The following is a 19,192-nucleotide window of genomic DNA, read 5'->3' as shown; positions in this document are numbered from 1 at the left end:
CCGCATTCTCAGAGCTGGTACGCGATCTCCGCGATGTGGTGATCGGCGAGCTCGTCGGCCGGCGCCCAGGCCTCGTAGACGCCGCGCTCGTAACAGCGCGCCCCGGTCGCGTGGAGCGCCTCGGCCTCCGGCCGCAACAGCCGCAACCGGGCCCAGGTCTCGTCGCGCTGCAGCACCCAGCACGGCACCCCGCGCCACAACGCCTGCTCGGCGCGCCGGCTCAGCGTCCGCACCGGATAGCGGGCGGCCCGGGTCAGCGCCCGGACCCGGAACTCGCCCGGCGGGTCGGCGACGGCCTCGTACTCCTTGCCGTCGATCTGACCGATCAGCTTCGCGGTGCCGGCCGCGGTGCACGGCACGTACTCCCGGTCCGGGCTCACCCCGGGCAGCTCGCCGAGCAGGCCCCGCCAGCGCGGGCCGGCCAGCCGCAGCCAGCCGTGCTGCTCCGGCTGGTAGGTGTAGAGCACCACTTCCTCGCCGCCCGGGACGTGCGCCACCAGCTGCGCGTTCGCCGGCATCGGCAGATCCGCGAACCCGGCCGTGACGTACTCCGGGACGAGGTCGTCGGTGCTCGGCGTGAACCCGGTGCCGAGCACCATCGCGCCGATCCGCGAGTGGGCCGGCAGCGCGCCCAGGCCGGGCTGCGCCGGACCGGCCGGCAACTCGTAGTCGGCCGGGTCGATGGCCCGCCAGCGCAGCGCGAACGCGACCCGCCCGTCGACGCCGCCGTCGGTGCGCAACAGGGCCAGCTGCTCCGGCTCGCTCAGATGGGCGATGTCGCAGGAGCGGTAACAGAACCCGTACGGCAACCAGCCGGCCAGATGCCCGGCGACCTGCGCCGGGGACAGCAGCTTGGTCATCCTGGTGCCGCGGCGCACCGCCGCCGTCTCCCGGATGGCGCGCAGGATCGGATCGTCCCGGTGCACCGCCGACTGACTCATCGACTGAACGGCCTGCCAGGTCAACCCGCGGCGCAACGGTGCCATCAGGGGAGGCTCGAGCGGGTCGGCGCCCAGCTGGCTGTCCTCACCGGTCACGGTCACCCGGCGGAAGTTAAATGACCGTCATGGATCCCAGGTGAACGTTCGGTTACCGGACGAGGGTCCGTGCAGAATGTCTCACATGTCGACTGCTCCCCCCGATAGCCCGTCCGAGAAGCGCCGGGCGAAAGCCGCGCGCCGCGCCGGCGAGTTTCCGCCCGCCCCGGAGCCGCTGGCCGTGCCGGTCTTCGACAGCCACACCCACCTCGACCTGACCATTCAGGAGGCCGGCGTGCCCGGCGGCGCCGACGGGACCGCCGACCCGGTCCAGGCGCTGATCGCCGCGGCCGCCAAGAACGGTGTCGACCGGATCGTGCAGGTCGGCGTCGACGTCGAGTCGTCGCAGTGGGGCGCCGACCTGGCCGACCGCCACGACGCCGTGCTCGCCGCGGTCGCCCTGCACCCCAACGACGCGCCGCGGGTCTCCGATCTGGACGAGTCGCTGCGCCGGATCGAGGCGCTCGCCGCCCGCCCCCGGGTCCGCGGCATCGGCGAGACCGGCATGGACACGTTCCGCACCGGCGACGACGGCCGGGCCGCGCAGGAGACCAGCTTCCGGGCGCACATCCAGATCGCCAAGCGGCACGGCAAGGCGCTGATCATCCACGACCGGGACGCGCACGCCGACGTGCTGCGCATCCTCGACTCCGAGGGCGCCCCGGACACCGTGGTGCTGCACTGCTTCTCCGGCGACGCGGAGTTCGCCGCCGAATGCGTCCGGCGCGGTTACCACCTCAGCTTCGCCGGGACGGTCACCTTCGCCAGCGCCGCGAACCTGCGCGAGGCCGCCGCGATCACCCCGCCCGAACTGATGATGGTGGAGACCGACGCGCCCTACCTGACACCGGTCCCGCATCGGGGCAGGCCCAACGCCTCCTACCTGATCCCCATCACGGTACGGGCGCTGGCCGCGGCCCGCGGCGCCGACGTCGACGCGCTGTGCGCCCAGATCTCGGCCAACGGCGAGCGCGTCTTCGGCCCCTGGGCCTAGGCGGGAGTAGTCGGCCGCCTAGGCTGCTCACATGGCTGACGGACTGCTCGGCCCGGCGGAGATCCGGGAACTGGCCGCGCGCCTCGGCGTCGCGCCGACCAAGAAGCTCGGCCAGAACTTCCTGCACGACCCGAACACCATCCGGCGCATCGTGGCCGCCGCCGCGCTGCGCCCCGACGACGTCGCGCTCGAAGTCGGCCCCGGCCTCGGCTCACTCACCCTGGGCCTGGCCGGCGCCGTCGCGCACGTGCACGCCGTCGAGATCGACCCGATCCTGGCCGCTGCCCTGCCGGCCACCGTCACCGCCGCGCACCTCACCGTGCACCCGGCCGACGCGCTCAAGGTCACCGGCGACCGCTTCGACCCGCCGCCCACCATGCTGGTCGCGAACCTGCCCTACAACGTCGCCGTCCCGGTCGTGCTGCACCTGCTCGCCGAGCTGCCCACCCTGCGCGGCGGCCTGGTCATGGTGCAGAAGGAGGTCGCCGACCGGCTCATCGCCGGGCCCGGTTCCAAGGTGTACGGCGTGCCCTCCGTCAAACTGGCCTGGTACGCCGAGGCCCGGTCGGCCGGCAAGGTCCCGCCCGCGGTGTTCTGGCCGGTGCCCAACGTGGACTCCGGCCTGGTCGCCTTCACCCGTCGCGAGCCGCCCACCGGCGCCGGCCGCGCCGAGGTGTTCGCGGTCGTCGACGCCGCCTTCGCCCAGCGGCGCAAGACCCTGCGCGCCGCCCTCGCCGGGTGGGCCGGCGGCGCCGCGCGGGCCGAGGACATCCTCGTGCGAGCCGGGATCAGCCCACAGGCCAGAGGCGAGTCGCTGACCGTCGAGCAGTTCGTCGCGATCGCCGCGGCGGCCACAACGCCGGACGGCGGCGGTAAGCTCAGCCCGTCCGGCGCACAGCCCGAGGAGGTGGACTCATGACCGCGGAGCCGATGGGTCACGCCGAATGGAGTCCCGACCCGGTCAAGCAGAAACGTGCCGGTTACACCGTTGAGGATGTCCTCAACCTGCCCGACGACGCTCCCCGCGTCGAGCTCGTGGACGGAGTTCTCGTCGTGGTCCCCTCTCCGGCCGGCGGCCATCAGAAGATCAACTGGCGGCTGGTGGGCTGGCTCGACCAGAACCTGCCCAAGGGGTTCGAGCCACAGATGGCGGTCGGTGTCCTGATCGATGCCGGCACCACCCTCGAGCCGGACGCGTTGATCCTGCACAGCCCCGTCGACCTCGACCATCACTACTTCGATCCCGATCAGGTGGTGGTCGTCGTCGAGATCGTCTCGCCGGGCACCAAGCGGCGCGATCGCCTGGTGAAGCCCAGTCTTTACGCCGCCGCGGGTATTCCGCACTACTGGCGTGTCGAGCAGGACCCGCTGCATGTGTTCGCCTACGACCTGGTCGACGGCGAATATCGGCTGGTCGCCGACACGACGGAGGAGCTGGTGCTGAGCGCGCCGTTCGAGATCACGCTGCCGATCCGGGACATCGCCCCGTGACCGAGGCCTGGGGTCCGGACGACGACGAGCCACGCCCGCACAACGGCCCGGTCCGGGTCCGCGTCCCGGCGAAGATCAACCTGCACCTCGGGGTCGGCCCGCTGCGCCCCGACGGCTACCACGAGCTGAACACCGTCTACCACGCGATCAGCCTGTTCGACGAGATCACCGCCCGGCACGGCGACACCCTCACCCTCACCATGGAGGGCGAGGGCGCCGGCGAGCTCGAGCTCGACGAGACCAACCTGATCATCAGGGCCGCCCGTGCGCTCGCCACCCGGGCACGCGTCCCGGCGTACGCGCGACTGCACCTGAAGAAGACGATCCCGCTGGCCGGCGGTCTCGCCGGGGGCAGCGCCGACGCCGCCGCCACCCTGATCGCCTGCGACCTGCTCTGGGGCCTCGGCCTGTCCCGCGACGACCTCGCCGAGATCGGCGCCCAGCTCGGCTCCGACATCCCGTTCCTGCTGTACGGCGGCACCGCCCTGGGCACCGGCCACGGCGAGGCGGTCAGCCCCATCCTGGCCCGCCCCACCACCTGGCACTGGGTCGTCGCCGTCGCCGACGGCGGCCTCTCCACCCCCGCCGTCTACCGCGAGCTCGACACCCTGCGCGACAGCTCCCAGCCACCGGCCCCGGTCGGCAACGCCGACCGGCTGATGAGCGCCCTGCGCCAGCGCAACCCCGAAGTGCTCGCCGACGCCCTCGGCAACGACCTGCAACCGGCCGCGCTCGCCCTGCGCCCGCAACTCGCCGACGTGCTCAAGGCCGGCGCCGAGGCGGGCGCCCTGACCGGCCTCGTCTCCGGCTCCGGCCCCACGTGTGTCTTCCTCGCCGCCAACGCCGCGCACGCGCAGGAGCTGGCCGACACGCTCACCGCGGCCGGCGTCTGCCGCGGGGCGGTCACCGCCCGCGGGCCCCAACCCGGAGCGCGGGTAATCTAGATCCCGTCTCGCGGGGTGCCGCGAGCGCAGGCGAGGCGCCAGACGGGCCACGCCGCAGCCCCGCGGTTACCCCCGCGAGACAGGACTTCTTCGCATCGTGGCCAACATCATCAACCTGGACCGGGTCAACAAGGGCTACGGCGCCGCCGGTCAACTGCTCACCGACGTCTCGCTCGGCCTGGACGACGACGCCCGCGTCGGCATCGTCGGCCTCAACGGGGCCGGCAAGTCCACCCTCCTGCGCATGCTCGCGAAAATCGAGGAGCCGGACTCGGGACGCGTCACGCACCGCCGTGACCTGCGCGTCGCCAACCTCCCGCAGACCCTCGCGCTGGCCGCCGACGCCACCGTGCGCGATGTCGTGCTCGGCACCGCCTGGCTCGCCGAGGGCATGGGCGCCGAGCACGAGTGGGCCGGTGACGCCGGCGTGCGGATCGTCCTCGACGGCCTCGGCATGGGCTACCTCGGCCTGGACACGCCGGTCGGCCCGATGTCCGGTGGCGAGCGCCGCCGCGTCGCGCTCGCCGCGCTCCTGGTCCGCGAGAGCGACCTGCTGATCCTCGACGAGCCCACCAACCACCTCGACGTGGCCGGCGTCGACTGGCTCGCCAAGCACCTGGTCACCCGCAAGGGCGCCCTCGTCGTGGTCACCCACGACCGCTGGTTCCTCGACGCGGTCTGCACCATGACCTGGGAGGTCGTGGACGAGCAGGTCCACACGTACGAGGGTGGGTACGCCGCCTGGATCCTCACCCGCGCCGAACGCCAGCGCGTCGCCGCCGCCGTCGAGGCCCGCCGGCAGAACCTGCTCCGCAAAGAGATCGCCTGGCTGCGCCGCGGCCCGCCGGCCCGTACCTCCAAGCCCAAGTTCCGGATCGACGCGGCCAACGAGCTGATCGCCGACGTCCCGCCGGTCCGCGACACCGTCAGCCTCCAGCGGCTGGCCACCACCCGGCTCGGCAAACAGGTCTACGACCTGGAGAACGTGACGCTCAACGCCGGGCCCAAGCCGATCTTCAGTGACCTGACCTTCCAGGTCGGCCCCGGCGACCGGATCGCCATCCTCGGCGCGAACGGGGCCGGCAAGACCACCCTGCTGCGGATGCTCGCCGGAGTCACCAGACCCGACGGCGGCCGCCTCGTCACCGGCTCCACCGTGCGGCCCGCGTTCCTCTCCCAGGAGCTCAAGGAGCTGCCCGGGCACCTGCGCCTGCTCGAAGCCGTCGAAGAGGTCGCCAAACGCGTCCAGCTCGGCGACCGGGAACTGTCCGCCGGGCAGCTCGCCGAAGTGTTCGGCTTCACCGACAAGCGCATCTGGACCCCGGTCAGCGACCTCTCCGGTGGCGAACGACGCCGGCTGCAGATGCTGCGCCTGCTCGCCACCGAGCCGAACGTGCTGCTCCTCGACGAGCCCACCAACGACCTCGACACCGACACCCTGGCGTCCCTGGAAGACCTGCTCGACTCCTGGCCCGGCACCATGATCGTCGCCAGCCACGACCGTTACCTGGTCGAGCGCGTCACCGACAAGGCCTACGGAATGTTCGGCGACGGACGGCTCGTCCACCTGCCCGGCGGCATCGACGAGTACCTCGACCGGATCCACGGCACCGCGCCGGCCGTACCGTCCGCACCGGGCAAGGAATCGGCCCCGGCCACGCCGGGCCTCTCCCAGGGGGAGCTCCGCCAGGCCAAGAAAGACCTGTCCCGGCTGGAACGCCAGATGGACAAGCTCACCGAGAAAGAAGCCAAGATCAACGAGAGTCTCGCCGAGCACGGCAGCGACTACGACAAAATCGTTGAGCTGGAAGCCCAGCTCAAGGCCGTCCGCCAGGAACGCGAAGAGACCGAGATGGCCTGGCTGGAACTGGCCGAGCAGGTGCCCGGAAACTGATCCGGGGGGTGTGCCTGCGCCGCTTGTCGCGGATACGCGAGAATCGGAACGACAACATCTGACCTTGGAGACGGACAGCATGGCGCATATTCCGGTCAACCACCCCCTCCGGCCGATGTACCGCCTGGCCGGTTTTGTCGCCGGTGCGTACCTGGTGGTCTTCGGCATCATCGGCTTCGGCATCACGGCAGGCGAGAGCTTCACCGGCCACACCGGCGACCGCGTGCTCGGCCAGGGCAGCAACCTGCTCTGGTCGATCATCACCGTCATCGTCGGCGCCCTGGTGATCCTCGGCGCCGTCGTCGGCCGCAACGTCGACGTGGCCGCCGACAAATACCTCGGCTGGGGACTCCTCGTCCTCGGCAGCTACTCGATGGCGACCATCCGCACCGACGCCAACTTCTTCGGCGCCAGCATGGCCACCGTCATCGTCACCTACCTCGTCGGCCTGCTGCTGATCACCATCAGCCTCTACAGCAAGGTCGCCGCGCCCAGCAAGGCCGGCGCCCCGCGCCAGGTCCGCGAGGGCCGCACCGCCTGAGAACCCCATCACCCCGACGACCGCCAGCCTCGGCGAGAGGCTCGGCGGTCGTCTGCTCTTCCCCTGCCTTCCACGCGTACGGCGTGATCAGCGCACCTGTCGCGTGATCAGCCCCGGCCTCACCTCGAGGTTCGACAAGCCGTTCCACGCCAGGTTCACCAGATGCGCGGCCACCATCTCCTTCCTCGGCTCGCGCGCCTCCCGCCACCACTGACCCACCAGCGCCACCATCCCCACCAGCGCCTGCGAATACAGCTCGGCGAACTGCGGATCCAGGCCACGCGTGCGGAACTCGCCACCAAGAAGATGCTCCACCTGGTGCGCCACATCGTTCATCACACTCGAGAACGTGCCCGCCGGCGCCAGCGTCGGCGCCTGCCGAGCCGACAACACCTGGAAACCGTGCGGTTCCTCCTCGATGTAATCCAGCAACGCCAGCGCCGCCTGCTCCAGCAACTCCCGCGGATGACCCGCCGTCAACGCCGCCGTGATCCGCTCCAGCAGGGCGCGGACCTCGCGGTCGACGACCACCGCGTACAGACCCTCCTTGCCGCCGAAATGCTCGTAGACGACCGGCTTCGACACCTTCGCCCGGGCCGCGACCTCCTCGACGCTCGTCGCGTCGTAGCCGCGCTCGGCGAACAACTCACGGCCGATCGTGATCAGCTGCTCGCGGCGCTGGGCGCCGGACATCCGGATCCGGGGCTTCTCCTCGGTCATCCGGTCATCCTGCCAGGGAGTTGTCGCGGGTACAGGGTTGGCACACTTCGCCTCTTACACTTCTAGAACTTTTGGGACTAGCGTTCTATTCATGCAGATAAACGGGGATCTCAGCGAGCAGGACCGGCGAGCCGAGGCGCGGCGGCTCCGCGTCGATCCGGGGCTGTCCAGGTCACAGCTGATCAAGATGTTCGGGGTCAGCAACGGGACGCTGACCGACTGGCTGCGGGGCGTGGAGCCGCCGGCCTGGACCAAGCGGCCCAACGCGAAGGACGACAAGAGGGCGGAGGCGGTCGAGCTACGGGAAGCCGGGTGGTCGCTCAAGGACATCGCGGAGCAGCTGGACGTCGCGAAATCGACGGCGTTCAGGTGGGCGGGGCACATCCCGCTGGACCAAGACAGTGAGCGCGCTCAGGAGAAGCGGGAACTCGCGAAGAAGCGCATCGCGGGCCGGTGGGGCCAGTTCAGGGAAGAGCGTGACCGGCGGCAGAACGAGGTGTGGGATGCCGCCGTCGACGAGGTGGGCCGGTTGACCGAACGAGACATCCTTCTGATTGGCGCGATCAACTATTGGTGTGAGGGCTCGAAGTCGAAGCCGTGGTGCCGCTCGGATCGCCTGGTGTTCATCAATAGCGATCCCGGGCTGGTCGAGATCCATCTGCGCTTCCTCGAGTTGGGTGGCTACAGCCTCGATGAACTGGGCTTTCGCCTGAGCATCCATGAGACGGCCGACGCGGAGGCGGCCGCGGATTGGTGGGCCGAGCGCCTCGGGGTGCCACGGGACAGGTTCCGCCGGCCGACGATCAAGAAGCACGTTCCGAAGACCCGCCGGGGCAACGTGGGCGATGACTACCATGGCTGCCTGGTGATCGACGCGCCTAAGTCCCGGAGTCTCTACTGGCGGATGGAAGGGGTGGTGAAAGCCGTCACCCGACAGGCTTCGTCCGGTTTCCCGGAGATCGGCGGCAGGCGCTAGGCTGTCACTGGCGCCATTCGGCTGTGGTGTAATTGGCAACACTGGACACTTTGACTGTCTCATTTCAGGTTCGAGTCCTGACAGCCGAGCAACTTTGTGGTATAGGGCCTCAGGGCCCCGCGGTTGACGTATCGCCGCAGATGCAAGACGCCACCGCAAACAATGGAGTTGCCTCGTGAGCCAGGCCCCCAGCCGTACTGTCGTTGTTCTCGCCGCCGGTGAGGGCAAGCGGATGAAGTCCGCGACGCCCAAGGTGCTCCAGCCGCTTCTCGGGCGCACCCTCCTCGGGCACGTCCTGCACGTCGCGGCGGAGATCCGGGCTGATCGCACCCTGGTGGTTGTCGGGCACAAGGCCGATCAGGTCGGCGCGTTCGTGTCCGAGGTCGCTCCGGGCGCGACGCCGGTGTTGCAGGCGCAGCAGAACGGTACGGGTCACGCGGTGCGCATCGCGCTGGATGCCGCGCCGGAGCTGGCCGGCACCGTGGTGGTGCTCAGCGGTGACGTTCCGCTGCTGCGCCCGGAGACGGTGGAGGCGCTGCTGGCCACGCACGAGCGCGCGGGGGCTGCGGCCACGGTGCTGAGCGCCGAGGTGGATGTTCCCGGTGGTCTGGGCCGGGTGGTGCGGGACGCGAAGGGGAATCTGGAGCGCATCGTCGAGGCGAAGGACGCGTCGCCGGACGAGTTGTCGATCCGGGAGATCAATTCGGGGATCTACGCGTTCGACGCGGCTCTGTTGCGGGAGGCGCTGGGCAGGCTGTCGACCGACAACGCGCAGGGCGAGGAGTATCTGACCGACGTTTTCGGGATTCTGGCGGGTCTGGGGCATCCGGTCGCGATCGAGGTGGCCGAGTTCGCGTACGAGACGCTGGGCTGCAACGACCGGGCGGAGTTGTCGCGCTTGCGGGTGCTGATGCGCGATCGGGTGAACGACGCGTGGATGCGGTCGGGGGTGTTGCTGCTGGATCCGGCGACGACGTGGATCGACGTGACGGCGACGCTGGAGCCGGATGCGGTGGTCGATCAGAATTGTCAGATCCTGGGCACGTCGTCGGTGGCGACGGGCGCGGTGGTGGGCCCGGATTCCACTCTGGTGGACGCGTCGGTCGCGGCGGGTGCGACGGTGTTGCGGTCGCATGCGGTCGGTGCGGTGATCGGGCCGGAGGCGACGGTGGGGCCGTTCTCGTACCTGCGGCCGGGTACGAAGCTGGCGCGTAAGTCGAAGGTCGGTGGTTTCGTGGAGACGAAGAACGCCGAGCTGGGTGAGGGCGCGAAGGTGCCGCACCTGTCGTATGTGGGCGATGCGCAGATCGGTGCGAAGGCGAACATCGGCGCCGGCACGATCTTCGCGAACTACGACGGGGTGCGGAAGTCGCGGACGGTGGTCGGTGAGGCGGCGTTCGTGGGCTCGGATTCGGTGCTGGTCGCGCCGGTGGAGGTCGGCCCGGGTGCTTACGTGGCGGCGGGTTCGGCGGTGGTGAAGGATGTTCCTGCGGGCAACCTCGGGGTGACGCGGGCGCAGCAGCGCAACATCGAGGGCTGGGTGGCGATGAAGCGGCCTGGCACGGTGTCGGCGGAGGCTGCGGAGCGGGCTCGGGATATCACCCCTGAGCAGGACTGATCCAGCGGGGGTGAGGCATCCCACGTGGTGCCCTGGAAACGTGGCGGTTACGTGGCCGCAAGGGATACTTCACTCGAACCCACCCCCTATTCCACGGGAGCAGCGAGCCGATGGGCAGCATCGTCGCGGAGAACCGTAAGAGTTTGATGCTCTTTTCCGGCCAGGGCTTCCCGGAGCTGGCCGATGAGATCGGTCAGGTGCTCGGTGTGGCGCCGACGCCGTCGGATTCCTATGAGTTCGCCAATGGTGAGCTTTTTGTCCGGTTCAGGGAGTCGGTGCGCGGCTCGGATGCCTTCGTGGTGCAGTCGGTGACCGAGGGGGTGAACCGCTGGGTCATGGAGACGCTGATCATGATCGACGCGTTGAAGCGTGGGTCGGCGAAGCGGATCACCGTGGTCCTGCCGTTCTATCCGTATTCGCGGCAGGACAAGAAGCACCGCGGCCGGGAGCCGATCTCGGCCCGTCTGGTCGCCGATCTGCTCAAGACCGCGGGGGCGAACCGGATTCTCACGGTCGACCTGCACACGGCGCAGATCCAGGGCTTCTTCGACGGCCCGGTGGATCACCTGTTCGCGATGGACATCCTCGCGGAGTATGTGGAGAAGAAGTTCGCGGGCCGGCCGATGACGGTGGTCGCGCCGGATTCGGGCCGGGTGCGGGTCGCGGAGCGGTGGACGGACCGGCTGGGTGGTTGCCCGCTGGCGTTCATCCACAAGACGCGTGACCCGATGAAGCCGAACCAGGTGGTCGCGAACCGGGTGGTCGGTGAGGTCGAGGGCCGGGTGTGCCTGATCGTCGACGACATGATCGACACCGGTGGCACGATCGCGAAGGCGGCGGACATCCTGTTCGACGAGGGTGCGGCCGATGTGATCGTGGCCTCCACGCACGCGCTGTTGTCGGACCCGGCGACCGAGCGGTTGAAGAACAGCCGGATCTCCGAGGTGGTGGTGACGAACACGTTGCCGCTGACGCCGGAGAAGCAGCTGGACAAGATCACGGTGCTGTCGATCGCGCCGCTGCTGGCGCGGGCGATCCGTGAGGTGTTCGACGACGGTTCGGTGACCACCCTGTTCGGTGGCTTGAGCTGATTCACGAGGGGTGAGGGCGCCCGTCCGCCGGTGTTGCCGGTGGCGGGCGCTCTCCGTGTTTTCCGGTTGATTTCTCCGGGTCCGCCGTGGGTGTGCCGGACCCGCTGATTCCTGCGGGTTCGAGGCAGGTAAGCTAGTACGGTTGCCACGGCGAGGGTGCCCCGCGGTCTGCTGAGGTTCGCAGTCCGCTCGAGGCTCCGTGATCGACGCGGTGCTCCGGGCCTGTGCCCAGCGCGCCCCCTTGCCCGGCAGCGCCGGCGACGGCCTCACGCCGTCGTTGATCAGCACTGAAGCACTGCTGGATTCCGCAGCCGCAGACTTAGACGCAGCCCGCATCGAAGAGTTTCAGGAGTTTCCCCGTGTCCGAGGTAAAGATCAGCGCCGAGCCCCGCACCGAGTTCGGCAAGGGTGGTGCCCGTCGCACGCGCCGGGCCGGCCTGGTGCCCGCCGTGCTGTACGGGCACGGCGAGGCGCCGCAGCACATCGCGCTCCCGGCCCGTGAGTTCGCCGCCGCGATCCGTCATGGTGGCCTGAACCAGATTTTCACGATCGACATCGCCGGCAACGCGGCCGCCACCCTGGCGCTGCCGAAGGCGATCCAGCGTGACCCGATCAAGGACACCTACGAGCACATCGACCTTCTGATCGTGAAGAAGGGCGAGAAGATCCAGGTCGACGTCCCGGTGACGCTGACCGGTGAGGCCGCGAAGAACACCCTGATCATGCACGAGTCGAACACGGTCGCCGTGATCGCCGACGCGCTGAACCTGCCGGCCGAGCTGGAGGCTTCGGTCGACGGCAAGGAAGCCGGTTCGACGGTGACCGCCGCCGACGTGAAGCTGCCGGAGGGTGTCGAGCTCGCTGTCGAGGGCGACACCGTGCTGGCGTTCGTCAACGCGGCGCAGAACACCACGACCGCCGCTGAGGACGAGGCCGCCGCTGCCGAGTCCGCCGAGGCTGCGGCGGAGTAATCTCGGGTGCTCGCGCGCGTCGCGGGTCCGCGGTAAGCCAGTTTTCATCAGGGAAAGTGCCGGGCGGCACTTTCCCTGATGTGTATCCGGGAGGCGGAGAGGGTGACGGACGAGGCGCCGTGGCTGGTGGTGGGCCTGGGCAATCCGGGCCGGGAGTATGCGGCGAACCGCCACAACGTGGGTTTCATGGTGGCTGATCTGCTAGCGTCGCGGGTCGGGGCGAAGATGGGCCGGGCGAAGCGGGCGCAGGCGGAGATGGCGGAGGGCCGTCTGGGCTTCGGTGGGCCGAAGCTGGTGCTGGTGAAGCCGCTGACGTACATGAACCTGTCGGGCGCGCCGGTGGTGTCGCTGGCGCAGTTCTTCAAAGTGCCCGTGGCGCATGTGATCGCGGTGCATGATGAGCTTGATGTGCCGTTCGGCCAGGTCCGGGTGAAGCGCGGCGGCGGTGAGGGTGGCCACAACGGGCTGCGTTCGATGTCGAAGTCGCTGGCCAGCAAGGACTATGCGCGCGTGCGCTTCGGCATCGGGCGGCCTCCGGGGCGGCAGGAGCCGGCGGATTTCGTGCTCTCCGACTTCTCCTCGGTGGAGCGCAAGGAGCTGGACTTCCTGGTGGATCGGGCGGCTGACGTGGTGGAGGCGGTCGTGCTCGAGGGTGTCGAGTGGGCGCAGAACAAATACCACGGAAGTTGATGGCCCGGGCCGGAACTGACTGACCGTTTGGGTCGATTTGTCCGTCGGGTCATACCGTGACGGCATCGCCGTCCGTCCGTTGGTCACCACAGGCGCCCGCCTTCGGTGCGCCGCCGACGTGACGGGGGGTTCGCAGGATGTCTCAGGACGTGTCCGAGGGCCGGGCGGACGCGTTGACCGAGCCCACGGTGAGTCTGCCGGTGGTGCGGCCCGATCGCGGGCCGGCTGGGGCATCCGTCAATCAGGGGCCGCAGCACCCGCCGCTGCGGTTCGTGTCCGGCCGTAATGTCCGCATCCCCGTGCCGATCGGGCGCAACGGGGCGCCGCTCGCAGTGCTGGGCGCCGCCGATCCGGCCCGCAACCGGGCGGTGGACCGGCACTGGTCGGCGCAGCGCAACCGATCGTCGGTGGCCCGCCCGTTCACCCGGCCCCGGGGGCGGCACGCGGCGATGTCCCGGCGGCAGCGCTGGGAGGGGCGCTACGTGCGCTCGCTGGTTCTCGCCGATCTGGTGGCGGGGATCGCGGCGGGGGCGGCCGGGTTCGCGCTGCGGTTCGGAGACGACGTCACGGCGTACAACCGGGGCTATCTGCTGATCTCGGCGTTGCTGCCGGTGGTGCTGCTCGCGGTGCTGGCGGTGTCGAGGGCGTACGAGCGCCGGTATCTCTTCGTCGGCACGGACGAGTACCAGCGGGTGATCCGCGGCGGGGGCGGTCTGATCGCCGGGGTGGCCCTGGTGTCGTACGCGCTGGAACTCGATCTTGCAAGGTCCTATGTGTTGGCCGCTCTGCCGGCCGCGGTGATCTCCGTGCTGGTCCTGCGGTTCGCGCTGCGCAAGCGGCTGCACTGGGCGCGGGCCCGTGGCGAGGCGCTGCGCCGGGTGATCGTCGTCGGTCACGAGCTGTCGGTCATCGGGATCACCCGGCAGCTGCGCCGCGAGCGTTACCACGGCCTGGAGGTGGTCGGCGCGTGCCTGCCGCCGGACGCCGACGGGATCGCGGTGGACCTGCCCGTCTACGGCACGTTCGACGACGTGGCCTCGGCGGTGGAGCAGGCCGACGCGGACACCGTGGTGGTGCTCAGCTGCCCGGAGCTGGACGGCGCCGCGGTACGCCGGCTCGCCTGGCGCCTGGAGCGCGACGAGGTGGACCTCGTGGTGGCCAGTGCGCTGGTCGACGTGGCCGGGGCGCGCACCACGATCCGGCCGTTCGACGGGCTGCCCATGCTGCACGTCGAGCATCCGCGGCTGCACGGCGGATCGCGCCTGGTCAAGGAGTTGGTGGATCGTGCGGGAGCGCTCCTGCTGCTGGTCCTGTTCGCCCCGGTGCTGCTGACGGTCGCGCTCTGCGTGCGACTCACGTCACGCGGGCCGGTACTCTTCCGTCAGGTGCGTGTGGGACGCGACGGGCAGAAGTTCCGGATTTTCAAGTTCCGCAGCATGTATGTGGACGCCGAGGCCCGGTTGAGCGAGCTGAGGCATCTCAACGAGCACGACGGTGTGCTCTTCAAGATCCGTGACGACCCCCGGGTCACCCCGGTCGGTCAGTGGTTGCGCCGATTCTCGCTCGACGAGCTCCCGCAGCTGCTGAACGTGCTCTGCGGGCAGATGTCGCTGGTCGGGCCGCGTCCCCCGCTGCCGACCGAGGTCGCCGCCTACGCGGACGACGTGCGGCGCCGCCTGGCGGTGAAACCCGGGATGACCGGCCTCTGGCAGGTGTCCGGGCGGTCGGACCTCTCCTGGGAGGAGGCGGTCCGGCTCGACCTGCGCTATGTCGAGAACTGGTCGCTCAGTTTGGATCTGGTGATCCTGTTGAGGACGATGACTGCAGTGGTGCGCTCGTCGGGAGCGTATTGACTCGGGTGAGGAGCGCAACGATGGGCGAGCAGACGAAGACGTCCGCACGCGTGGCCGGGCAGCGGGACGGTGCCGACAGCGGCACGCCCCCGGTGATCGACGCCGCTTTCGCCCGCTGGCTCGCCGAGCGGGCCGGACAGGAGCTGCTGCGGGTCCGCGCCGAGGTCGGTTTCGCCGACGCCAAGGCGCTCAAGACGGCCGGTGACAAGGCAGCGCACGACCTGCTCCGCGCCGAGCTGGCCCGCTGGCGGCCGGCCGACGCGGTGCTCTCCGAGGAGGACGAGCACGCCCGGGTGGCCTGGCGCGAGGGCGAGCCGGGCATGGTCCGCCCCGACCGGCTCTCCGCGTCCCGGGTGTGGATCGTCGACCCGCTCGACGGTACCCGGGAGTTCTCCGAGGAGGGTCGCGCCGACTGGGCGGTGCACGTCGCGCTCTGGACCACCGACTCGTCGAACAAGGCCTGCCTGGCCGCGGGCGCGGTGGCGATGCCGGCGCAGCACCGCACGATCGCGACCGACCACGCGCCGGCCTACCCGCCGATGCCCCTGGAGTCGGCGACCGGCGGCGCGATCCGGATCGCGGCCAGCCGCACCCGGCCACCGGCATTCGTCACCGCGCTCGCCGAGGAGCTGGGTGCCGAGCTGGTGCCGATGGGCTCGGCCGGGGTGAAGATCGCCGCGGTGATCAACGGCGAGGCGGACGCCTACGTCCACGCCGGCGGGCAGTTCGAGTGGGATTCGGCGGCGCCGGTCGCTGTGGCGTTGGCCACGGGCCTGCACGCGTCCCGCGTCGACGGCACTCCGCTGGCCTACAACCGGGCCGATCCGAAGCTTCCTGACCTGGTCGTATGTCGCAAAGATCTCGCTCCTCGGTTGCTTGCTGCGATCAGCAGGCATCTTCCGCCAGAATGACGAGCCGGCCACGGCCGTGGAAAATCGCAGAATGAGCTGGGGATTGAACTTATGAGCCAGACGAAGGACTATCGCGTCTCGCATCTGGATGCTCTCGAAGCGGAGAGCATCTTCGTCATGCGGGAGGTCATGGCCGAGTTCGAGCGCCCGGTGCTGCTCTTCTCCGGCGGCAAGGACTCGATCGTCATGCTCCGCCTCGCGGAGAAGGCGTTCGCCCCCGGGCGCATCCCGTTCCCGGTGATGCACGTCGACACCGGGCACAACTTCGCCGAGGTCCTGGAGTATCGGGACCGGCGCGTCGCCACCCTGGGGCTGAACCTGGTGGTCGCCAGCGTGCAGGAGGCGATCGACACGGGCCTGGTCCGTGAGCTGCCCGACGGCACCCGCAACCGGATCCAGACCCCGGTGCTGCTCGCCGCGGTGGAGAAGTACCGGTTCGATGCCCTCTTCGGCGGCGCCCGCCGCGACGAGGAGAAGGCCCGCGCCAAGGAGCGGATGTTCAGCTTCCGCGACGAGTTCGGCCAGTGGGACCCGAAGAACCAGCGCCCCGAGCTGTGGTCGCTCTACAACGGCAAGCACCACCCGGGCGAGTCGATCCGGGTCTTCCCGCTCTCCAACTGGACCGAGCTGGACGTCTGGCACTACATCGCCAAGGAGAAGATCGAGCTCCCGAGCATCTACTACGCCCACGACCGGGAGGTCGTCGAGCGCAGCGGGATGTTCTACGCGGTCAACGAGTTCATCCAGCTGCGCGACGGCGAGACCTCCGAGGTCCGCCGCGTGCGGTACCGGACGGTCGGCGACGCCTCGCAGACCGCGGCCGTGCTCTCCGAGGCCGACACGGTGGAGAAGGTGATCGACGAGGTCGCCGCGACCCGGATCACCGAGCGAGGCGCGACCCGCGGTGACGACAAGGTCAGCGAGGCCGCGATGGAAGACCGCAAGCGAGAGGGTTACTTCTGATGAGCCAGGCCGTTCTGGAGCCGGGCGCCGCGTCCGCGCGCAACATGGACCTGCTGCGGTTCGCGACCGCCGGCAGCGTGGACGACGGCAAGTCCACCCTCATCGGGCGCCTGCTGTACGACACCAAGACCATTTTCGAGGACCAGCTCGAGGCGGTCGAGGTGGCCAGCGCGTCCCGCGGCGACGAGTACACGAATCTGGCGCTGCTCACCGACGGCCTGCGCGCCGAGCGGGAGCAGGGCATCACGATCGACGTGGCCTACCGGTACTTCGCCACCCCGCGGCGCAAGTTCATCATCGCCGACACCCCGGGCCACATCCAGTACACGCGGAACATGGTCACCGGCGCGTCCACCGCCGACCTGGCGCTGATCCTGGTCGACGCGCGCAAGGGCCTGGTCGAGCAGTCCCGCCGGCACGCGTTCCTGACCAGCCTGCTGCGGGTGCCGCACCTGGTGCTCTGCATCAACAAGATGGACCTGGTCGACTGGGACAAGGACGTCTACGCCCGGATCGCCGACGAGTTCACCTCGTTCGCGGCCAAGCTCGACGCCCCCGACCTGACGATCATCCCGATCTCCGCGCTCAACGGCGACAACATCGCGTCCCGCTCGGACAAGTCACCGTGGTACGAGGGCCCGTCCCTGCTGCACCACCTGGAGCACGTGCACATCGCGTCCGACCGCAACCTGGTCGACGTCCGCTTCCCGGTGCAGTTTGTGATCCGCCCCCAGTCGACCACGGTCACCGACTACCGGGGCTACGCGGGTCAGGTCGCCTCCGGCGTGCTCAAGCCCGGCGACGAGGTGATGGTCCTGCCGTCCGGCCTGACCAGCACGATCGCCGCGATCGACACCGCCGACGGCCCGGTCGACCAGGCGTTCCCGCCGATGTCGGTGACGGTCCGGCTCAACGACGAGATCGACATCTCGCGCGGTGACATGATCTGCCGCCCGCACAACGCGCCGGCCGTCGCGCAGGACATCGAGGCGATGGTCTGCTGGATGGACGAGAGCGCCCCGCTGCGTGTCGGCGGGAAGTACACGATCAAGCACACCACCCGGACGGCCCGCACCGTGGTCCGCGGCCTGCAGTACCGGCTGGACGTGAACACGCTGCACCGCGACGAGGCGGCGCAGGGTCTGGCACTCAACGAGATCGGCCGGGTGAAGCTGCGCACCACGGTGCCGCTGCTGGCCGACGAGTACCGGCGCAACCGCACCACCGGGGGCTTCATCCTGATCGACGAGGCGACGAACCGTACCGTCGCCGCCGGAATGATCATCGAGGCGAGCTGAGGCTGTCTCGGAATTGATTTCCGAGACACGCCTCAGGACTCGAGTGCTCAGGCGGCGGTCCGGGGCTTCCGGACCGTCGCCCACACCACCTTGCCCGTTCCGGCGGGGGTGGCGCCCCACAACTCGGCGACCTCCTGCACGGTCCGCAGCCCACGGCCCCGCTCATCCAGGGGCAGCCCCGGCCTCGGGCGCGCCGGGCTCAGCAGGCGTGGCATCACCGGCGAGCCGTCCGCCACCGACAGGTGCAGCCCGGCGCCGCGCCGCGTGACGACCACGCGCACCGCGGTGCCGGCGTGCTCGACCGCGTTCGTGACCAGCTCCGACATGACCAGCCGGCTCGGATGCAGCAGCCGTGCCAGACCCCACGCCAGGCAGGCGTCGCTGACCAGGTTGCGCGCCGCGCTCGGCGCGTCCGGATCCGGCAGCAGCGTCGTGACCAGCCGCTGCGCGCCCGGGATCCGGCCGCTGACGGCCACCCGCGCCTGGCGCACCTTCGCGTAGACCGGGAGGAACCGCCCGGCGTCCAGCCCCTGCATCCGGTCGGCGAGCGGCAGATCCGGCGGCACGCACAGCGCCAGCGGCACCGGTGGCCGCAGCTCCGCCGCGACCGTCCGCGCGGTCGTCCACGTCGGCACGCTGTCACTGCGCGGGTCGAACAGCCTGCTCAGGTCGACGATCAGCGCGTCCGGACGCTCGGACAGGCACCGGCGCAACGTCACCGACGTGCTGCGCCGCAGCCGATCGTCCCAGGGGCCACGCACGGTGAGCAGAGAGACGGCAGCGTCGGCGGCGACATCGACGCGGATGGAGACACCTGGCTCGGTGTCATCGTGCAGAAACGGCGGGCTGACCCCCATGATGCCCACCATAACCGCGGGCCCGGCCCCCGGGCGCCGGGCTCGCTCCTGCGGGTGATCGGGCGAAAGGCCAGGTAGGGGACGCCCGAACGGGTCACTTCCGTTCGTGATCGGTGAGCTCGTCGATCGCCTCGGTGAGATCATCCGACGGCACCGCGATCCGCTCGCCCTCGCCCTCGGCCAGGTGCGGCGCCGCCGCCGGCTCGGGCAGGCTCGGGTCGCCCGCGAAACCGTACTCGTTGGGCTCGTTCTCTTCACGTTCAGTCGTCATGACCCGGGCATACCCGATCAACATCAAGATCAAAATCTCTCCGTCCCACGTCCGCCGTGGTCCGGATCGTCG

Annotated in this window: 19 protein-coding genes and 1 tRNA gene; 16 read left to right on the top strand and 4 right to left on the bottom strand. The window is 70.0% G+C overall.

The window, feature by feature from the left end; genetic code table 11:
• Nucleotides 1–8: 8 nt before the first annotated feature.
• Complete coding sequence (locus tag Acy02nite_RS21215) at nucleotides 9–1,043, bottom strand: hypothetical protein (RefSeq protein WP_203743126.1); 1,035 nt, start codon at nucleotides 1,041–1,043, stop codon at nucleotides 9–11.
• A gap of 70 nt (nucleotides 1,044–1,113) precedes the next feature.
• On the opposite strand from Acy02nite_RS21215, the gene Acy02nite_RS21210 reads away from it, so the two are divergent.
• The 6 genes from Acy02nite_RS21210 to Acy02nite_RS21185 all read left to right on the top strand — a co-directional run bounded on the left by Acy02nite_RS21210 (nucleotide 1,114) and on the right by Acy02nite_RS21185 (nucleotide 6,901).
• A complete protein-coding gene (locus tag Acy02nite_RS21210) occupies nucleotides 1,114–2,031 on the top strand; it encodes a TatD family hydrolase (RefSeq protein WP_203743124.1) in 918 nt (305 codons plus the stop codon).
• 31 nt (nucleotides 2,032–2,062) lie between these two features.
• Entirely contained in the window at nucleotides 2,063–2,950 is an 888-nt protein-coding gene (rsmA, locus tag Acy02nite_RS21205; RefSeq protein ID WP_203743122.1) for a 16S rRNA (adenine(1518)-N(6)/adenine(1519)-N(6))-dimethyltransferase RsmA, read from the top strand.
• Complete coding sequence (locus Acy02nite_RS21200) at nucleotides 2,947–3,522, top strand: Uma2 family endonuclease (RefSeq protein WP_203743120.1); 576 nt, start codon at nucleotides 2,947–2,949, stop codon at nucleotides 3,520–3,522. The genes rsmA and Acy02nite_RS21200 overlap by 4 nt, the downstream gene beginning before the upstream one ends.
• Nucleotides 3,519–4,466 (top strand): 4-(cytidine 5'-diphospho)-2-C-methyl-D-erythritol kinase, encoded by a 948-nt coding sequence (locus tag Acy02nite_RS21195; RefSeq protein WP_203743118.1) that lies wholly within the window; start codon nucleotides 3,519–3,521, stop codon nucleotides 4,464–4,466. The genes Acy02nite_RS21200 and Acy02nite_RS21195 overlap by 4 nt, the downstream gene beginning before the upstream one ends.
• A gap of 97 nt (nucleotides 4,467–4,563) precedes the next feature.
• Nucleotides 4,564–6,360 (top strand): ABC-F family ATP-binding cassette domain-containing protein, encoded by a 1,797-nt coding sequence (locus Acy02nite_RS21190; RefSeq protein WP_203743116.1) that lies wholly within the window; start codon nucleotides 4,564–4,566, stop codon nucleotides 6,358–6,360.
• A gap of 64 nt (nucleotides 6,361–6,424) precedes the next feature.
• Nucleotides 6,425–6,901 (top strand): DUF4383 domain-containing protein, encoded by a 477-nt coding sequence (locus Acy02nite_RS21185; protein ID WP_239175058.1) that lies wholly within the window; start codon nucleotides 6,425–6,427, stop codon nucleotides 6,899–6,901.
• Nucleotides 6,902–6,988: 87 nt separating this feature from the next.
• On the opposite strand, the gene Acy02nite_RS21180 is transcribed toward Acy02nite_RS21185, so the two are convergent.
• The gene (locus tag Acy02nite_RS21180) at nucleotides 6,989–7,621 is read right to left on the bottom strand and encodes a TetR/AcrR family transcriptional regulator (protein WP_239175056.1); all 633 of its coding nucleotides are present in this window, start codon (nucleotides 7,619–7,621) and stop codon (nucleotides 6,989–6,991) included.
• 91 nt (nucleotides 7,622–7,712) lie between these two features.
• On the opposite strand from Acy02nite_RS21180, the gene Acy02nite_RS21175 reads away from it, so the two are divergent.
• From Acy02nite_RS21175 to cysN, 10 genes are all read left to right on the top strand, one after another.
• Nucleotides 7,713–8,597 carry a helix-turn-helix domain-containing protein gene (locus Acy02nite_RS21175; RefSeq protein WP_203743114.1) on the top strand — a complete coding sequence of 295 codons (885 nt, stop codon included), beginning with the start codon at nucleotides 7,713–7,715 and terminating at the stop codon, nucleotides 8,595–8,597.
• A gap of 17 nt (nucleotides 8,598–8,614) precedes the next feature.
• Nucleotides 8,615–8,686 (top strand) — tRNA-Gln (locus tag Acy02nite_RS21170).
• Nucleotides 8,687–8,772: 86 nt separating this feature from the next.
• Nucleotides 8,773–10,215 carry a bifunctional UDP-N-acetylglucosamine diphosphorylase/glucosamine-1-phosphate N-acetyltransferase GlmU gene (glmU, locus tag Acy02nite_RS21165; RefSeq protein WP_203743112.1) on the top strand — a complete coding sequence of 481 codons (1,443 nt, stop codon included), beginning with the start codon at nucleotides 8,773–8,775 and terminating at the stop codon, nucleotides 10,213–10,215.
• A 110-nt stretch (nucleotides 10,216–10,325) separates the two neighbouring features.
• Nucleotides 10,326–11,306, top strand: coding sequence for a ribose-phosphate diphosphokinase (locus Acy02nite_RS21160; RefSeq protein ID WP_203743110.1), 981 nt, complete (start codon nucleotides 10,326–10,328; stop codon nucleotides 11,304–11,306).
• 359 nt (nucleotides 11,307–11,665) lie between these two features.
• A complete protein-coding gene (locus tag Acy02nite_RS21155; RefSeq protein WP_203743108.1) occupies nucleotides 11,666–12,277 on the top strand; it encodes a 50S ribosomal protein L25/general stress protein Ctc in 612 nt (203 codons plus the stop codon).
• Nucleotides 12,278–12,355: 78 nt separating this feature from the next.
• A complete protein-coding gene (gene pth, locus Acy02nite_RS21150; RefSeq protein WP_203743106.1) occupies nucleotides 12,356–12,967 on the top strand; it encodes an aminoacyl-tRNA hydrolase in 612 nt (203 codons plus the stop codon).
• A 137-nt stretch (nucleotides 12,968–13,104) separates the two neighbouring features.
• Nucleotides 13,105–14,820, top strand: a complete 1,716-nt coding sequence (locus Acy02nite_RS21145; RefSeq protein ID WP_203743104.1) for a sugar transferase — start codon at nucleotides 13,105–13,107, stop codon at nucleotides 14,818–14,820.
• A 20-nt stretch (nucleotides 14,821–14,840) separates the two neighbouring features.
• Complete coding sequence (locus Acy02nite_RS21140) at nucleotides 14,841–15,731, top strand: 3'(2'),5'-bisphosphate nucleotidase CysQ (protein ID WP_203743102.1); 891 nt, start codon at nucleotides 14,841–14,843, stop codon at nucleotides 15,729–15,731.
• Between the two features lie 51 nt (nucleotides 15,732–15,782).
• Nucleotides 15,783–16,694 (top strand): sulfate adenylyltransferase subunit CysD, encoded by a 912-nt coding sequence (gene cysD / locus Acy02nite_RS21135; RefSeq protein WP_203743100.1) that lies wholly within the window; start codon nucleotides 15,783–15,785, stop codon nucleotides 16,692–16,694.
• Complete coding sequence (gene cysN / locus Acy02nite_RS21130) at nucleotides 16,694–17,992, top strand: sulfate adenylyltransferase subunit CysN (RefSeq protein ID WP_203743098.1); 1,299 nt, start codon at nucleotides 16,694–16,696, stop codon at nucleotides 17,990–17,992. Before cysD ends, cysN begins: the two co-directional genes overlap by 1 nt.
• A gap of 47 nt (nucleotides 17,993–18,039) precedes the next feature.
• On the opposite strand, the gene Acy02nite_RS21125 is transcribed toward cysN, so the two are convergent.
• Together Acy02nite_RS21125 and Acy02nite_RS21120 are read right to left on the bottom strand one after the other, a co-directional pair.
• On the bottom strand, nucleotides 18,040–18,849 hold the full coding sequence (locus tag Acy02nite_RS21125) for an ATP-binding protein (RefSeq protein WP_203743095.1): 810 nt from the start codon (nucleotides 18,847–18,849) through the stop codon (nucleotides 18,040–18,042).
• Between the two features lie 94 nt (nucleotides 18,850–18,943).
• Complete coding sequence (locus tag Acy02nite_RS21120) at nucleotides 18,944–19,120, bottom strand: hypothetical protein (RefSeq protein ID WP_203743093.1); 177 nt, start codon at nucleotides 19,118–19,120, stop codon at nucleotides 18,944–18,946.
• Nucleotides 19,121–19,192: the final 72 nt, after the last annotated feature.

The sequence above is a fragment of the Actinoplanes cyaneus genome, assembly GCF_016862095.1.
Lineage (GTDB): Bacteria > Actinomycetota > Actinomycetes > Mycobacteriales > Micromonosporaceae > Actinoplanes > Actinoplanes cyaneus.
The sequence above is the reverse complement of the archived record's forward strand: the minus strand, read 5'-3'. Positions and strand labels throughout refer to the sequence as shown.

Bases quoted from the DNA above. Each gene is read 5' to 3' on its own strand.
- Acy02nite_RS21145 (WP_203743104.1), top strand. From the start codon at position 13,105: ATGTCTCAGGACGTGTCCGAGGGCCGGGCGGACGCGTTGACCGAGCCC.
- cysD (WP_203743100.1), top strand. From the start codon at position 15,783: ATGAGCCAGACGAAGGACTATCGCGTCTCGCATCTGGATGCTCTCGAA.
- rsmA (WP_203743122.1), top strand. From the start codon at position 2,063: ATGGCTGACGGACTGCTCGGCCCGGCGGAGATCCGGGAACTGGCCGCG.
- Acy02nite_RS21120 (WP_203743093.1), bottom strand. From the start codon at position 19,120: ATGACGACTGAACGTGAAGAGAACGAGCCCAACGAGTACGGTTTCGCG.
- Acy02nite_RS21210 (WP_203743124.1), top strand. From the start codon at position 1,114: ATGTCTCACATGTCGACTGCTCCCCCCGATAGCCCGTCCGAGAAGCGC.
- Acy02nite_RS21125 (WP_203743095.1), bottom strand. From the start codon at position 18,849: ATGGGGGTCAGCCCGCCGTTTCTGCACGATGACACCGAGCCAGGTGTC.
- Acy02nite_RS21180 (WP_239175056.1), bottom strand. From the start codon at position 7,621: ATGACCGAGGAGAAGCCCCGGATCCGGATGTCCGGCGCCCAGCGCCGC.
- Acy02nite_RS21200 (WP_203743120.1), top strand. From the start codon at position 2,947: ATGACCGCGGAGCCGATGGGTCACGCCGAATGGAGTCCCGACCCGGTC.
- Acy02nite_RS21175 (WP_203743114.1), top strand. From the start codon at position 7,713: ATGCAGATAAACGGGGATCTCAGCGAGCAGGACCGGCGAGCCGAGGCG.
- pth (WP_203743106.1), top strand. From the start codon at position 12,356: ATGTGTATCCGGGAGGCGGAGAGGGTGACGGACGAGGCGCCGTGGCTG.
- cysN (WP_203743098.1), top strand. From the start codon at position 16,694: ATGAGCCAGGCCGTTCTGGAGCCGGGCGCCGCGTCCGCGCGCAACATG.
- Acy02nite_RS21160 (WP_203743110.1), top strand. From the start codon at position 10,326: ATGGGCAGCATCGTCGCGGAGAACCGTAAGAGTTTGATGCTCTTTTCC.
- Acy02nite_RS21140 (WP_203743102.1), top strand. From the start codon at position 14,841: ATGGGCGAGCAGACGAAGACGTCCGCACGCGTGGCCGGGCAGCGGGAC.